At 70.6% G+C, this 12,592-nt stretch carries 16 protein-coding genes and 1 pseudogene; 13 read left to right on the forward strand and 4 right to left on the reverse strand.

Translation table 11 applies throughout. The annotated features are described in order from the left end of the window. The first annotated feature begins 7 nt into the window (after window positions 1-7). Together sufU and OG622_RS37835 are read left to right on the forward strand one after the other, a co-directional pair. Complete coding sequence (gene sufU / locus OG622_RS37830) at window positions 8-478, forward strand: Fe-S cluster assembly sulfur transfer protein SufU (protein WP_046704499.1); 471 nt, start codon at window positions 8-10, stop codon at window positions 476-478. After that, a complete protein-coding gene (locus tag OG622_RS37835) occupies window positions 475-807 on the forward strand; it encodes a metal-sulfur cluster assembly factor (protein ID WP_005477879.1) in 333 nt (110 codons plus the stop codon). The genes sufU and OG622_RS37835 overlap by 4 nt, the downstream gene beginning before the upstream one ends. A gap of 69 nt (window positions 808-876) precedes the next feature. On the opposite strand, the gene OG622_RS37840 is transcribed toward OG622_RS37835, so the two are convergent. Beyond that, the gene (locus OG622_RS37840; RefSeq protein ID WP_371581126.1) at window positions 877-1,782 is read right to left on the reverse strand and encodes an AbfB domain-containing protein; all 906 of its coding nucleotides are present in this window, start codon (window positions 1,780-1,782) and stop codon (window positions 877-879) included. Window positions 1,783-2,075: 293 nt separating this feature from the next. Between OG622_RS37840 and OG622_RS37845 the strand changes: the two genes are divergently transcribed. The 8 genes from OG622_RS37845 to OG622_RS37880 all read left to right on the forward strand — a co-directional run bounded on the left by OG622_RS37845 (window position 2,076) and on the right by OG622_RS37880 (window position 8,087). Next, a complete protein-coding gene (locus OG622_RS37845) occupies window positions 2,076-2,396 on the forward strand; it encodes a multidrug efflux SMR transporter (RefSeq protein ID WP_371581127.1) in 321 nt (106 codons plus the stop codon). Next, a complete protein-coding gene (locus tag OG622_RS37850; protein WP_371581128.1) occupies window positions 2,396-2,932 on the forward strand; it encodes a TetR/AcrR family transcriptional regulator in 537 nt (178 codons plus the stop codon). Before OG622_RS37845 ends, OG622_RS37850 begins: the two co-directional genes overlap by 1 nt. 111 nt (window positions 2,933-3,043) lie before the next feature. Continuing rightward, entirely contained in the window at window positions 3,044-3,664 is a 621-nt protein-coding gene (locus tag OG622_RS37855) for an RNA polymerase sigma factor (RefSeq protein ID WP_371581129.1), read from the forward strand. A 1-nt stretch (window position 3,665) separates the two neighbouring features. Continuing rightward, window positions 3,666-4,637, forward strand: a complete 972-nt coding sequence (locus tag OG622_RS37860) for a CU044_5270 family protein (protein ID WP_371581130.1) — start codon at window positions 3,666-3,668, stop codon at window positions 4,635-4,637. A gap of 136 nt (window positions 4,638-4,773) precedes the next feature. Beyond that, window positions 4,774-5,763 (forward strand): 2,3,4,5-tetrahydropyridine-2,6-dicarboxylate N-succinyltransferase, encoded by a 990-nt coding sequence (gene dapD, locus OG622_RS37865; protein WP_371581131.1) that lies wholly within the window; start codon window positions 4,774-4,776, stop codon window positions 5,761-5,763. A 131-nt stretch (window positions 5,764-5,894) separates the two neighbouring features. Continuing rightward, window positions 5,895-6,119, forward strand: a complete 225-nt coding sequence (locus OG622_RS37870) for a hypothetical protein (RefSeq protein WP_371581132.1) — start codon at window positions 5,895-5,897, stop codon at window positions 6,117-6,119. A 187-nt stretch (window positions 6,120-6,306) separates the two neighbouring features. Continuing rightward, window positions 6,307-6,861: a SigE family RNA polymerase sigma factor gene (locus OG622_RS37875; RefSeq protein WP_371584348.1), complete on the forward strand. Its 555-nt coding sequence runs from the start codon at window positions 6,307-6,309 to the stop codon at window positions 6,859-6,861. Then, complete coding sequence (locus OG622_RS37880) at window positions 6,858-8,087, forward strand: WD40 repeat domain-containing protein (RefSeq protein ID WP_371581133.1); 1,230 nt, start codon at window positions 6,858-6,860, stop codon at window positions 8,085-8,087. Before OG622_RS37875 ends, OG622_RS37880 begins: the two co-directional genes overlap by 4 nt. A 17-nt stretch (window positions 8,088-8,104) precedes the next feature. Here the strand turns inward: OG622_RS37880 and dapA are convergent, their stop codons facing one another. Then, window positions 8,105-9,004, reverse strand: a complete 900-nt coding sequence (dapA, locus tag OG622_RS37885; protein WP_371581134.1) for a 4-hydroxy-tetrahydrodipicolinate synthase — start codon at window positions 9,002-9,004, stop codon at window positions 8,105-8,107. Between the two features lie 190 nt (window positions 9,005-9,194). On the opposite strand from dapA, the gene OG622_RS37890 reads away from it, so the two are divergent. Next, complete coding sequence (locus OG622_RS37890) at window positions 9,195-9,656, forward strand: phage holin family protein (RefSeq protein ID WP_371581135.1); 462 nt, start codon at window positions 9,195-9,197, stop codon at window positions 9,654-9,656. Beyond that, window positions 9,653-9,931 (forward strand): DUF3618 domain-containing protein, encoded by a 279-nt coding sequence (locus OG622_RS37895; protein ID WP_371581136.1) that lies wholly within the window; start codon window positions 9,653-9,655, stop codon window positions 9,929-9,931. The genes OG622_RS37890 and OG622_RS37895 overlap by 4 nt, the downstream gene beginning before the upstream one ends. 392 nt (window positions 9,932-10,323) lie before the next feature. Here the strand turns inward: OG622_RS37895 and OG622_RS37900 are convergent. Both OG622_RS37900 and OG622_RS37905 read right to left on the reverse strand, forming a co-directional pair. Next, window positions 10,324-10,417, reverse strand: a pseudogene (locus OG622_RS37900) (MarR family transcriptional regulator); the annotation flags it as partial. Window positions 10,418-10,585: 168 nt separating this feature from the next. After that, window positions 10,586-11,710, reverse strand: a complete 1,125-nt coding sequence (locus OG622_RS37905) for a YihY/virulence factor BrkB family protein (protein WP_371581137.1) — start codon at window positions 11,708-11,710, stop codon at window positions 10,586-10,588. Between the two features lie 114 nt (window positions 11,711-11,824). Between OG622_RS37905 and OG622_RS37910 the strand changes: the two genes are divergently transcribed. Further along, entirely contained in the window at window positions 11,825-12,532 is a 708-nt protein-coding gene (locus tag OG622_RS37910) for an antibiotic biosynthesis monooxygenase (protein WP_371581138.1), read from the forward strand. Window positions 12,533-12,592: the final 60 nt, after the last annotated feature.

Below are 12,592 nucleotides of genomic sequence, written 5' to 3' on the forward strand. Positions count from 1 at the left end.
CGATCGCATGAAGCTGGATTCGATGTACCAGGAAGTCATCCTGGACCACTACAAGCACCCGCACGGGCGGGGCTTGCGGGACGGTGACGCCGAGGTGCACCACGTGAACCCCACGTGCGGCGACGAGATCACCCTGAGAGTGAAGTACGACGGCACGACCGTGCGGGACGTCTCGTACGAGGGCCAGGGCTGTTCGATCAGCCAGGCATCGGCCTCCGTACTGAACGACCTCCTCGTCGGTAAGGACCTCGCGGACGCGCGGCGGATCCAGGAGACCTTCCTGGAGCTGATGCAGTCCAAGGGGAAGATCGAGCCGGACGACGCGATGGAGGAGGTGCTGGAGGACGCGGTCGCGTTCGCCGGTGTCTCCAAATACCCCGCCCGGGTCAAGTGCGCCCTCCTCAGCTGGATGGCGTGGAAGGACGCGACGGCCCAGGCGCTGGGCGCCGACGCCGACGTCGAAAGGAAGACGGCATGAGCGAGACCCTGGAGATGAAGCCGGCCTCCGAGGAGGAGGTCCGCGAGGCCCTGTACGACGTAGTGGACCCGGAACTGGGCATCGACGTCGTCAACCTCGGACTCATCTACGGCATCCACATCGACGACGCGAACATCGCGACGATCGACATGACCCTGACCTCCGCGGCCTGCCCGCTGACGGACGTCATCGAGGACCAGGCCAAGTCCGCCACGGACGGCATCGTCAACGAACTCCGCATCAACTGGGTCTGGATGCCCCCGTGGGGCCCCGACAAGATCACCGACGACGGTCGCGAGCAGCTCAGGGCGCTCGGGTTCAACGTCTGAGACCAGTGACATGGGTGTGGCCCCCGGCGATGCGCCGGGGGCCACACCCATGTGCGGGTTTCACGCCGTTCAGCCGAGACCCTTCACCAGGCGGAAGAAGAAGTCCTGCCGGCCGGTCGTGTTGTAGCCGTACGGGTCCAGCACCAGCTCGTAGTTCTTGTGGCGCAGAAAACGGTCGGGGTAGTTCACCGACTGGAGCATCACGGCGTCCGAGTACGGGGACTGCGAGGGGCAGAAGGTGGCGTCCTGCCGGAAGAGTTCCGAGCCGTCGTTGCTGCCGACCCGGAGCCGGAAGTTCTGATGCCGGACATAGCGGCCGTCCGACATCTTGAAGGAGTAGCAGGAGGATTTGGCGAGGCCGGAGACGACCGCGAAGGACGAGTCCTCCCGGGTCTCGCTTCCGCTGTACGAGCCCACCGAGTCGAGCCGGATCGCGCCCCCGCTCAGATGCCAGTACCGGTCCGAGTAGTTGACCGCCTGGACGGACTGCCGGGAGGTAGAGGTGGACGGCCGCTTCGTGGGTGACGTCGTCTTCGACGGCTCGGCGGTCGGCTTCGAGCCGCCCTGCTGCTTGTCGTCGGAGGAGTCGGAGTCCTTGGAACCGGAGTCCTTGTCCTTGTCCTTGTCTCCGTCGGAGCCTTGCGGTTCCGACAGGCCGCTCTTGCCGTCCGGTGCCGAGGTCGCGGGGGGCGACTCGGGCGGGAGGGAGACGGTGGGGATGACCCGGTCGTCGGCGGCCGTGGTACGGCCGTTCTTCTCTGACGAGTCGTCAGGTCCCGAGCCCTGCAGGGTGATCGCGGTCACGCAGGAGGAGACCACGGCAAGGGCGAGGGCTCCGGCCAGCCAGAGGCGGCGCGTGCCCGGTATGCGGGTGTCGTTCGGGGCGACCCCCGTCTCCCACACCTTCGCGGATCTGAGCACCGGAAGGTTGGGCGGGGTCTGGTCCGGATCAGGTCCGGGCTTTGTCGGCGGCATGCGCAGTTCCCTCGGCGTCGCCCAGGCGGACGCGAATTCGTCATGCGGATCAGGGAGGGTGTTACGTGTCACCGATGTGTGAAAACCCTGGCGGTCGTCACGCATCCGGGAGATTGACCGTTGAAACAGTAGTTCACCAAGTGGCGCCCGGGGACCCTTTCAGTGAGCGCTTCCATAACGGAACGGCCCCGAAAGAAGGGCCTCTTGGCGGTCGAGGGCGGCCAATTCCGCCCATAAGTACGCCTGTACACCCGATGTGTACAACCGTACGCATGATGTGTACGATCGTACACATGGGATATCTGTTGCTCGCCGGCGCCATAGCCGCCGAAGTGGCCGCCACCACCGCCATGAAGTACAGCGAGGGGTTCAGCAAGTTGTGGCCCTCGCTGGTCACCGGTGTGGGGTACCTCGTCTCTTTCGTCCTGCTCGCCCAGGCGCTGAAGTCGATGTCGATCGGCACGGCGTACGCGATCTGGTCCGGCGTCGGCACCGCCGCCGTCGCCGCGCTCGGGCTGGTGCTCTTCGGGGAGGGGCTGAGCGTCCCCAAAGTCGCCGGAATCGTGCTGATCATCGCGGGAGTGGTGGTGCTGAACCTGGGAGGCGCCCACTGATGGCCCGGCGTTACGACCCCGACCGGCGCCAGCGGATCATCGCCGCGGCGATCCGGGTCGTGGGAGACAAGGGCATCGCCGGGCTCAGCCACCGGACCGTCGCCGCCGAGGCGGACGTCCCGCTCGGCTCGACGACGTACCACTTCAAGACCCTCGACGATCTGATGGTCGCCGCCCTGCGGCAGGCCAACGAGGGGTTCGCGAAGACCGTCGCCGCACGCGACGCCCTGCGGGACCCCGGCACCGACCTCGCCACGGAACTGGCCGCCCTGGGCGGCGAATGGTTCGCCGGTGACCGGACGGGCCTGGAGGTGGAGTACGAGCTCTACCTCGCCGCCCTGCGCACGCCCGCCCTGCGGCCCGTCGCCGACGAGTGGGGCCGGGCCTTCGCCGACTCGCTCGCCCGCCGCACCGACCCGGTGACCGCGCGGGCGCTGGTCGCCCTGATCGACGGCATCTGTCTGCAGGTACTGCTGACGGGGGCGCCCTACGACGAGGAGTACGCGCGGGAGGTGCTGGCACGGGTGATCCCCTGAGGAACCCGGCGGCGCACGGCGTGAACCTTTCTCGGTCCATCGGGCAACAGGAGGTGACAGGAACACGGCTGAGCAGAGGGGCGGGCTTGTGACGAGCAGGGGGAGAACCTGGTGAGCGGACCACCGCCGCAGGCACAGGCGCAGGGAGAGACGCAGGGAGAGGACGACGCCGAGGTCGTCGCCCAGTCGCTGGAACAGCCCGAGCTGTTCGCGCGGCTCTACGACCGCTACGCGCCGGACATTCACCGGTACGTGGCCCGGCGGCTCGGTGACGGCATGGCCGACGACCTCACCGCCGACACCTTCCTCACGGCGTTCCGCATCCGCGGCCGCTACGACCGGACCCACGCCAACGCCCGCCCCTGGTTGTACGGCATCGCGGGCAACCTCATCGGCAAGCACCGGCGAACCGAGGTGCGGGCCCTCAAGGCGCTGGCCCGCACCGGCCACGACCCGGTCGCGGCGTCCTGGAGCCAGACCTGGGTCGAAGAGACCGACAGCCGGGTGGCCGCGCAGGGACCGCTCGCCGGGGCGCTGGCGGCGCTCCCGGCGGGGGACCGGCACGTGCTGCTGCTCGTCGCCTGGGCCGACCTCGGCTATCAGGAGGTCGCCCAGGCCCTGGACATCCCGGTGGGAACGGTCCGCTCGCGGCTCAACCGCGCGCGGCGCAAGGTGCGTACGGCATTGGGAGCCGATCCGGCGTTCGTCGGTGACGCGGCGGAGGTGGTCTGACGTGGATGAGCTGACCGAAGTGCGGGAGCTGCGTGCCGGGGCACCGGCCCCCGACCGGGCCCGGCTGGCGCCCGGCCGCGCCCGGCTGCTGGACACGGCGCGGGCCGGTGGACGGGGGCGCCGGGTGTGGGCGCGGCCGAGGTTCGTCATCGTCGAGGTCGCGGCGGCGGTGACGGTGGTGGCGGTGACCGCGTCGTTGCTGGTGGGTGGTGAGGAGAACCACGGGTGGACCGCACCGGCGGCGCTGACCGAGGCCGACCTGAAGGGGATGGGCGCGGCGGAGTTGCTGGAGCGGGCGGCGGGGGCCGTGGAGGGGCAGCCGACGGTTCCGGAGCCGAGGGCGAAGCAGTGGGTCTACACCAAGGACACGGACGAGGGCGAGGCTGCGGCGCTGGACCCCAAGACGCTGGAGGAGTACGGGGAGTGGTCGTACCTCGGCGAGAACTGGATCCGCTTCGATGGCGTCAAGCGCGCGAGCCAGCAGCGTGACCCCTTCGGCAAGCGGATCAAGGTGAACGTCAACGACGCGGACCCTGAGCAGGGCGCCGACCGTACCCCGGTCGAGATGTACCGCGCCCTGTCCACACTGCCCACCGACGCCGAAGGAGCGTTGAAGGCTTTGCGCGCGGAGAACGCCATCACGGACCAGAGGGGCGCTACTCAGGCGGAGAACGACTACGAGGAGATCCGCAAACTGCTGAACGCCGAAGTCAAGCCCCCCGAGGGCCTGGCCGGCCTGTACCGGGCGCTGGGCACCCTGCCGGGCCTCTCCGTCGTCGACCACCTGGTCGAGGACGCGGTCGGGAGGAAGCTCGTCGGCCTGAGCACCGGCGGGGACTCCGGTACGCGGTGGCTGATGGACCCCGAGACGTACCAGGTCGTCGGTAGTCAGTGGATCCAGGACGGCAGAACGATTGGCGGCAGCGTAACCGTCGACACCGCCGTCGTGGACAAGCCGGGCGAACGCAACTGACACCCCTCGCGTCCGGGCGGCCCGTCCCACGGGGGTGGGCGGGCCGCCCGCACCGTATGTCCGTAAAGTGCCCGGCCGCTGAGACGCCCGTGCCGTGGGTTGGCCCGTACAGCCCCCGGACAGTTAGGTTGCCCTCATGACCGACACGACTGCTCCTCGTACCACCGGCGCCGTGGCCGCCGGCCTCGCCACGATCGCCGCCGACGGCACCGTTCTCGACACCTGGTTCCCCGCGCCCGAGCTGTCCGCCGAGCCGGGCCCCTCCGGCACCGAGCGGCTGACCGCCGAGCGGGCCGCGGAGATGCTGGGCGGTGGCGCGACCGCAGCGCTCGGTCAGGACTCGCGCCGGGGCGTCGAGGTCGTCGCGGTCCGCACGGTCATCTCCTCCCTCGACGAGAAGCCGATCGACACGCACGACGCCTACCTCCGCCTCCACCTGCTCTCCCACCGCCTGGTCAAGCCGCACGGCCAGAGCCTGGACGGCGTCTTCGGCCTCCTCGCCAACGTCGCCTGGACCTCGCTCGGCCCGGTCGCCGTCGACGACATCGAGAAGGTGCGGCTCAACGCCCGCGCCGAGGGCCTGCACCTCCAGGTCACGTCCATCGACAAGTTCCCGCGGATGACGGACTACGTGGCCCCCAAGGGCGTCCGGATCGCCGACGCCGACCGCGTCCGCCTCGGCGCGCACCTCGCCGAGGGCACCACGGTCATGCACGAGGGCTTCGTCAACTTCAACGCGGGCACCCTCGGCACGTCGATGGTCGAGGGCCGGATCTCCGCCGGTGTCGTCGTCGGCGACGGCTCGGACATCGGCGGCGGCGCCTCCACCATGGGCACGCTCTCCGGCGGCGGCAACGTCATCATCGCCATCGGCGAACGCTGCCTGATCGGCGCCGAGGCGGGCGTCGGCATCGCCCTCGGTGACGAGTGCGTCGTCGAGGCGGGCCTCTACGTCACCGCCGGCACCCGCGTCACCATGCCCGACGGTCAGGTCGTCAAGGCCCGCGACCTCTCCGGCGCCTCGAACATCCTCTTCCGCCGCAACTCCGTCACCGGCACGGTCGAGGCCCGCCCGAACAACGCGGTCTGGGGCGGCCTGAACGAGATCCTTCACAGCCACAACTGAGTCCCACGGCCCCACGTACGGGTTACTCGGCGTGACCTTCGCACGGTCCAGGCAGATGAACGGGCGGACACGGAGTCCGATCAGAAGCCGAGCCGACGAAATGAGGGGCCGACGAGATGAGGGGCCGAGGGATGAGGAACGACCGGGCGAGGACCGTGGCGCGAGTCGTCACGGGGGTGCTGGCCGCGGCGACGCTGTGCTGGCTCCCCGCCGGGGCCGCGCACGCGGACGAGACCAACAGGTCCTCGCACAACGGCCCCCGCATCGGGCTCGTCAACGTCGGCCAGGTCGACGACCCGATGGAGGACGTGCTGGAGCACACCCTGCTGTTCGGTGACGGGTACCGCTGGGGCTGACCCGGCCGTCGTCGGGAATCCGGGCCCGTACGCGCACACGCGCGTACGGGCCCGCACCGTTCTCCGCCCCCTCCACGATCCCTCCCACAGCTTTTCTTCTCCGGGGTGACATAGCCGGGCGCGGGTCCGCGCGTCACACAAAGCACAGGGGCGGGACACAGGGCCCGCCAGGGAAGAGAAGGTGACGATGGATGCCGCGGGGCAGGAGAGCTTCCGGGAATTCGTGGCCGGACGGTCGTCGGCGCTGCTGAAGACCGCCGTGCTGCTGAGCGGCGGGGACCGGCACGCCGCCGAGGATCTGCTGCAGAACGCGCTGATCAAGGCCGCCGGCCGCTGGCAGCGGATCGACGAGCCGGAGGCGTACGTACGGCGGATCCTGTACCGGCAGCAGGTCAGCCGGTGGCGGCTGAAGTGGCGGCGCCGGGAGCTGACCGTCGCCGAGCCGCCCGAGAACGGCGCCGCCGACGGGGCGGCCGGTGTGGAGCTGCGGCTCGTGATGCGCGGGGCGCTGGCCCGGCTCACCGCCCGGCAGCGGACCATGCTCGTGCTCCGCTACTTCGAGGACCTGCCCGAGGGCGATGTGGCCCGCATCCTCGGATGCTCCGTCGGGACCGTCCGGTCCACGACCCACCGCTCGCTGGCCCGCCTGCGCGAACTCGCGCCCGAGCTGGCCGCGCTCGGTCCTGCCGCCGCCGAACATGCTCCGTCCCGTGACTTCTCGCCCGTGGAGGTGCGTCCGTGAACGTCGACGAACTGGTACGTGACTCCCTGCGGGAGCAGGCCGCCGAACAGACGCCCCTGTCGCCGGGTTTCGCCGACCGGGTGCTGACCGTGCGGCGCCGCCGCCGGACCCGTGCGCTCGCGACCGTCGCCGCGGCCACCGCCGCCGTGGTCGCCGTCGCGGTGGCCGTGCCGCTGCTGGACTCCGGCAAGGACGAGGTACGACTCGCCACCGAGATGAACAAGAGCGACATCATCGCCCACCCCGACCAGTCGCCGCCGCGCGATCTGATCGCCGCCGGGGACGTGGCGCTGGCCGCGTGGTACACCTCGGACACCGTCAAGACCTCCAAGGACACCGCGGTCAGGCAACGCACCTACCGGATCCTCGACCAGGAGACCGGCAAATACGTCAAGGACACCCGCTGGTCGCAGATCTCGGTCGCCCCCGGCATGCGGACCGCCGCCGTCCTGGAGAAAGATCTGCCCGCGGAGCGGATCGGACTCCTCGACCTGCTCACCGGCGAGGTCGAGCGCTGGATCCCGGTCGACCGGGGCGTCGCGAGCGTCGAGTTCTCGGCCGACGGCACCAAGCTCGTCGCCACCACCTACAGCAAGAACCCCGACCTGCTGAACAGGGCCGACTACGACTCCGACGGCGATGGCAAGAAGAACGACTTCGATTCGGACTGGTCCACGTCATACCGGACCGGCTTCTACGTCGTCGACGTCGACTCCGGAAAGACCGACTGGAGTGAGGTCGTCCCCGACGACGGCAACGAGATGGGCATCCTCAACGCCCGTCAGGACTTCGCCTTCAGCGGCGACGCCAAGCTGGTCTACTCCGGGCTGACCTCGGAGCCGTACGACCAGTTCTACGACCTCAAGGGCGACAAGGTCGCCAAGCCGGCCGACGAGAAGTACCTGACCTGGTCGGTGGAGGCGCGGCTCTCTCCGAACGGCAAGCTCGCGGCCGGCGGCTTCGCGGGCGGCGCCAAGACCACCGCCTCCGAGATCCTCGATCCGTACACCGGTGAGCGGCTCCACAAGATCCGCGGCCAGCAGCTCCTCGCCTGGGCCGACAATGAGCGGCTCGTCGCCTGGGACATCACGGCCGGCGACAACGAGTTCCGCAACGCCCTGGTGCTCGTCACCATCGGCAGCGACAAGACGCTCACGCTCAGCGGAGCCCGCAAGGGCAACGACGGGGCGGACGGGCGGTGGAACGCGGTCTTCGCCACCCGCTGACTGTCCGGCGCCGGACCTCAGCCGGAGACCAGCCGTTCATACGCCTTCAGCAGCCCGTCGGCCGTGTCGCGGTCGGCGGGCCGCAGCGGGGCGCGGACCGGGCCGGACGGGAGACCGAGCCGGCCGAGGAGCGCCTTCGCCGTCACGGTGCCGGGCAGGCCGGAGGCCATCATCAGCTCGGTGAGCGGGATGGTGCGCCGCTGGAGTCGAGCGGCCTCGCCGGTGTCGCCCGCGTCGAACGCGTCGATGACCGCCCGGAAGTGGCGGGGTGCCGCGTTCGCGACGGTGCTGACGTAACCCGACCCGCCGATCGCGTAGAGCGCGAGAACGTACTCGTCGCAGCCCGTGTAGTACGCCAACCCCGTCTCCGCCAACACCTTCTGGGTGCCGAGGAGGTCGTACGCGCAGTCCTTCACCGCCACGATCCGGGGGTGGCCCGCCAGCCGGATCATGGTGTCCGGTTCGATCCGGGTGCCGGTGCGGCCGGGGATGTCGTACAGCGCGACGGGCAGCCCCGAGACGTCGGCGAGCTCGCGGAAATGGGCCTCGACCGCGTCCTGCGGGGGCGTGCTGTAGTACGGCGTGACCGCCAGCAGGCCGTCCGCGCCCGCCTTCTCGGCCGCCAGCGCCAGTTCCACGGTGTGCCGGGTGTCGGCGGTGCCCACCCCGGCCACGATCACGGCCCGGTCGCCGACGGCCGCGCGCACCGCGCGGATCAGTTCCGCCTTCTCCGTGTCCGTCGTCGTCGGCGACTCACCCGTCGTACCGGACAGCACCAGCCCGTCGCACCCCTCGGCCACCAGCCGGTCGGCGAGTCGCTGGGCCCCGTCCAGGTCGAGCGCGCCGGACGCGGTGAAGGGCGTGATCATCGCGCAGAGGGCGCGGCCGAAGGGGGTGGGGCGGTGGGTGAGGGTCATACGGGTAGTCTCGGCCCGGCGACTGTGAAGCTCCACTTAATTCTTCTACGAGATGCGTGGGAGCTTTGCTACGAGGATGGGGTGCGGGCCGGCAGTGTGGGCGGGCGGTCGGCGGGAGCGCTGGAGGTGGAGGGGTAGCGGGGGCCGGGCAGGGTACTCGGGGCGTCCCGATGTGTGAGGAGGCGACACCGTGACCGGGACCACCGAGACCAGGCCCCCGCGATTCGTGCGCTCTGTGCGATCCGAACGTCCGGGGCCGGGCGAACACGACCACCACTCCGTGGGCGAGCTGGTCGGGCAGGCCACCGAACAGCTCTCCCTGCTCGTACGACAGGAGCTCGCCCTCGCCAAGGAGGAGCTGACCGAGAAGGGGCGGCGCGCGGGGCGCGGCGGCGGGCTGCTCGGCGCGGCCGGCGCCGTCGCCTATGTGGGATTCATGACCCTCGCCGCCGCCGGGGTCGGGGCGCTCTCCCTCGTGCTGGACGTGTGGGCCGCAGCGCTCATCGTCATGGCCGTGCTCTTCGTGATCGCCGCCGTACTGGCCGCGGTCGGGCGCGCGCAACTGCGGCGGGCCACCCCTCCCAAGCCGGAGCTGGCGCTCGGCAGCGTCAAGGCGGACGTGGACGAGATCAAGGGGAGGGCCCGGCGATGACACAGGCATCCAGGAGGACCGATGGTTCGGTGGGCGCCAAGGGGCCCGACGAACTCCGGCGGCAGATCGAGCTGACCCGGGCGGAACTCGGCGACACCGTCGAGGAACTGGCCGCCAAGGCGGATGTGAAGGCGAGGGTGCACTCGGCCAAGGCCGATGCGCAGGCGAGGGCGCACTCGGCGTGGGAGCGGGTGCCCCGGGAGGCGGTGGTCGTGAGCGGCGCGGGTGTCGCCGTGGCCATGGTGGGGGTCCTGCTCTGGCGCCACTACCACTAGCGCCTCTGACCGGCTGGTCGTCCTGATCGGGAGTTACACCGAACGTTTTCCGCTTCTCAGAGCCCGGCTCAAGAGCTTCGCGGCCGAAGAGCCTTGCCGCCCGAAGGGCTTGGTGAGGGCTGCATCTCACCTGTTCGCATGTGACGACGGCGACCGGGTCTGCTCCGCATGCGCGGATGATGGCGGAGTGTGGGCCGGGGGGTGCGGGCTCGGAGTGTGTGGTGAGGGCGCGCGTCCCGGTGGCGGGTGGCTGGTGGGTCCGGTCAGCCGCGCTCCGGGAAGAAGGCCTCGCCTCCGCCGCCGCCCGGGGGAAGGTCGATTCGCAGCCGACCTCCCTGTGATCAGTTGATCAGTCAGTCTGCTCGTGATGGACGGGACACGGGCCAACCGTCGACGAACCGGTCGAGGCCGCGTCCCGCGCCGCCAGGTCTCGGCCTCGACGAGCGCGGCGACGTCGTTCTCGACGACCACCGGCAACCCGCACCGCGCGGTGCCGGACGAACCCGCCGACGCCGACATCTCGACGGCGTCGCGCGCCCCACAGCTCCGCCCGTCGCCCGTGCGCGCCCCGCGGCTGGTCACCATTCGGCGTCATCGGCCACTGCGTGCCACGCCCCCTCCGCCCGCCACCGCCCCGGTGGCAAGCTCTCAACCTCAACTCTTGCTCATCGTGTCCGGTTCGGCCGTGGCCCGGGCGCGGGCCTCCCGCAGGGCCCGCAGGCGGGGCGGCCATTTGCGGGTGTCGCGGGGTTCGACGTAGGGCTCGTCCGTGGGGGAGCGGCCCTCGGTGATGGCGCGTTCGCGGGAGAGTTCCGCGTCGAACTCGAGGCCCAGCAGGATCGCGAGGTTGGTGAGCCAGAGCCAGACGAGGAAGACGACGGCGCCGGCGAGGGTGCCGTAGGTCTTGTTGTAGGAGCCGAAGTTGGCGGCGTAGACGGCGAAACCGGCGGACGCGGCGAGCCAGATGAGCGTGGCGAGGATTCCCCCGGGGCTGACCCAGCGGAAGCCCCGGCCACGGACGTTGGGCGCGGCCCAGTACAGCAGCGCGATCATCAGGGTCACCAGCACCAGCAGCACGGGCCACTTGGCGATGTTCCACAGCGCGATCGCCGCGTCACCGAGCCCGATCGTCGTGCCCGCGCGCTCGGCCAGCGGCCCCGTGAACACCACGATCAACGCGCTCACCGCCAGCATCACCATCAGTACCAGGGTCAGGGCGATCCGCAGCGGCGTCACCTTCCACACCGGGCGGCCCTCCGGCAGGTCGTACACCGCGTTGGACGTACGGATGAACGCCGCCACATATCCCGACGCCGACCACACGGCCGCGAGCAGGCCGACGATCGCCAGCACCCCGCCCGTACCGCCACTGTCGCTCAACTGGACGACCGCGTCCCGCAGGATGTCCCGCGCGGGGCCGGGCGCCAGGTCGCCGATGTTGTCCAGGATCCTGTCGGTCGCGCGGTGGCCGACGATCCCGAGCATCGACACCAGCACCAGGATGGCGGGGAACAGCGACAGGACGCCGTAGTACGTCAACGCGGCCGCCCGGTCGGACAGTTCATCGTCCTGGAACTCCTTGGCCGTGCGCCGCACCACCGCCCACCACGAACGTTTCGGCAGTCCGGTGGGACCGTCCCCGCCGGTCCGCTCCTCGGCCTCCGCCCCGGGCCCGACGTCGGTCTCCGCCCCGGCCCTCACCTCGGGCCCCGTTCCGGTCTCCGCCCCAGGTCCCGGTTTCTTCCCCACCCGCTCGGCCTCGGGCCGCTTCTCGTCCATGACCGGGCGGGTCTCCCGAAACCGGGCCCCGAATCGCGGAGTTGACCTGAATCCTGGTTGAGGTTGAAAGGTGGTCGGTGCACGCACACCGAGTACCGGCCATGGGAGAGCGGCATGACCCGTCGTACGGACCTCCACCCCGTCCTCGACCGCCCCGGTGCCGGGGCGGCCTTCTTCAGTACCTGGCAGGTCGGCACGCCCCTGCGGCAGCGGCGGACCGTCGAGGCCATCGCCGACACCTGGCAGCGGCGGCCGTGGCCCACCGAGGGGCTGTTGGGATACTTCGTCTACGCGGCGCAGGACGGCTCCGGCCTGCTGCACTACTCGCAGTGGGCCGACGAGCAGGCGTACGAAGCCTTCGTGCGGACGCATCGGCAGGAGCGCAACGACGCCATCGACACCGCCGTGCCGGGAATCGAGCGGGTGGGGCTCGGGCGTTACCGGCTCTACCGCAGCCTCACGGGGGACGGCGACCGGGCGGGACGGGTGCCGGGGTGCGTCGTGATCGTCGACATCGAGTTCGACGGGCCGGACCCGGCGCGGCAGCGGGCCTGGGTGGATGCCGTCGAGGAAGCGCTGGCCGGCGAGCCGAACGCGCACCCCGGTGGCATCTCCGCCCACTTCCATCTCGGCACCGACGGGACCCACGTCCTCAACTACGCCGAGTGGGAGACCGCCCAGCACCACATCGACGCCCTGGCGGCCCCCGGCGACGGAGTCGGTACACCCTCGGCGCTCTGGCAGCGCGTCCAGACCTGGCCCGGACTGAAGGGCAGCACGGTCAAGCGCTACGACTACGCCCTCGGCCTCCTCCCTGACTGACCCCGACAGCACCCTCCTCCACGATCGGCGCCTCCTATTCCGTGACTCGGCGACTCGCGA

The sequence above is a fragment of the Streptomyces sp. NBC_01314 genome (genome assembly GCF_041435215.1).
Classification (GTDB): Bacteria; Actinomycetota; Actinomycetes; order Streptomycetales; family Streptomycetaceae; genus Streptomyces.

What these genes read in the sequence shown, in the direction of transcription:
- OG622_RS37910 (WP_371581138.1), top strand. Translation starts at nt 11,825, where the DNA reads ATGACCCGTCGTACGGACCTCCACCCCGTCCTCGACCGCCCCGGTGCC.
- OG622_RS37875 (WP_371584348.1), top strand. Translation starts at nt 6,307, where the DNA reads ATGGATGCCGCGGGGCAGGAGAGCTTCCGGGAATTCGTGGCCGGACGG.
- sufU (WP_046704499.1), top strand. Translation starts at nt 8, where the DNA reads ATGAAGCTGGATTCGATGTACCAGGAAGTCATCCTGGACCACTACAAG.
- dapA (WP_371581134.1), bottom strand. Translation starts at nt 9,004, where the DNA reads ATGACCCTCACCCACCGCCCCACCCCCTTCGGCCGCGCCCTCTGCGCG.
- OG622_RS37895 (WP_371581136.1), top strand. Translation starts at nt 9,653, where the DNA reads ATGACACAGGCATCCAGGAGGACCGATGGTTCGGTGGGCGCCAAGGGG.
- OG622_RS37845 (WP_371581127.1), top strand. Translation starts at nt 2,076, where the DNA reads ATGGGATATCTGTTGCTCGCCGGCGCCATAGCCGCCGAAGTGGCCGCC.
- OG622_RS37905 (WP_371581137.1), bottom strand. Translation starts at nt 11,710, where the DNA reads ATGGACGAGAAGCGGCCCGAGGCCGAGCGGGTGGGGAAGAAACCGGGA.
- OG622_RS37835 (WP_005477879.1), top strand. Translation starts at nt 475, where the DNA reads ATGAGCGAGACCCTGGAGATGAAGCCGGCCTCCGAGGAGGAGGTCCGC.
- dapD (WP_371581131.1), top strand. Translation starts at nt 4,774, where the DNA reads ATGACCGACACGACTGCTCCTCGTACCACCGGCGCCGTGGCCGCCGGC.
- OG622_RS37850 (WP_371581128.1), top strand. Translation starts at nt 2,396, where the DNA reads ATGGCCCGGCGTTACGACCCCGACCGGCGCCAGCGGATCATCGCCGCG.
- OG622_RS37870 (WP_371581132.1), top strand. Translation starts at nt 5,895, where the DNA reads ATGAGGAACGACCGGGCGAGGACCGTGGCGCGAGTCGTCACGGGGGTG.
- OG622_RS37840 (WP_371581126.1), bottom strand. Translation starts at nt 1,782, where the DNA reads ATGCCGCCGACAAAGCCCGGACCTGATCCGGACCAGACCCCGCCCAAC.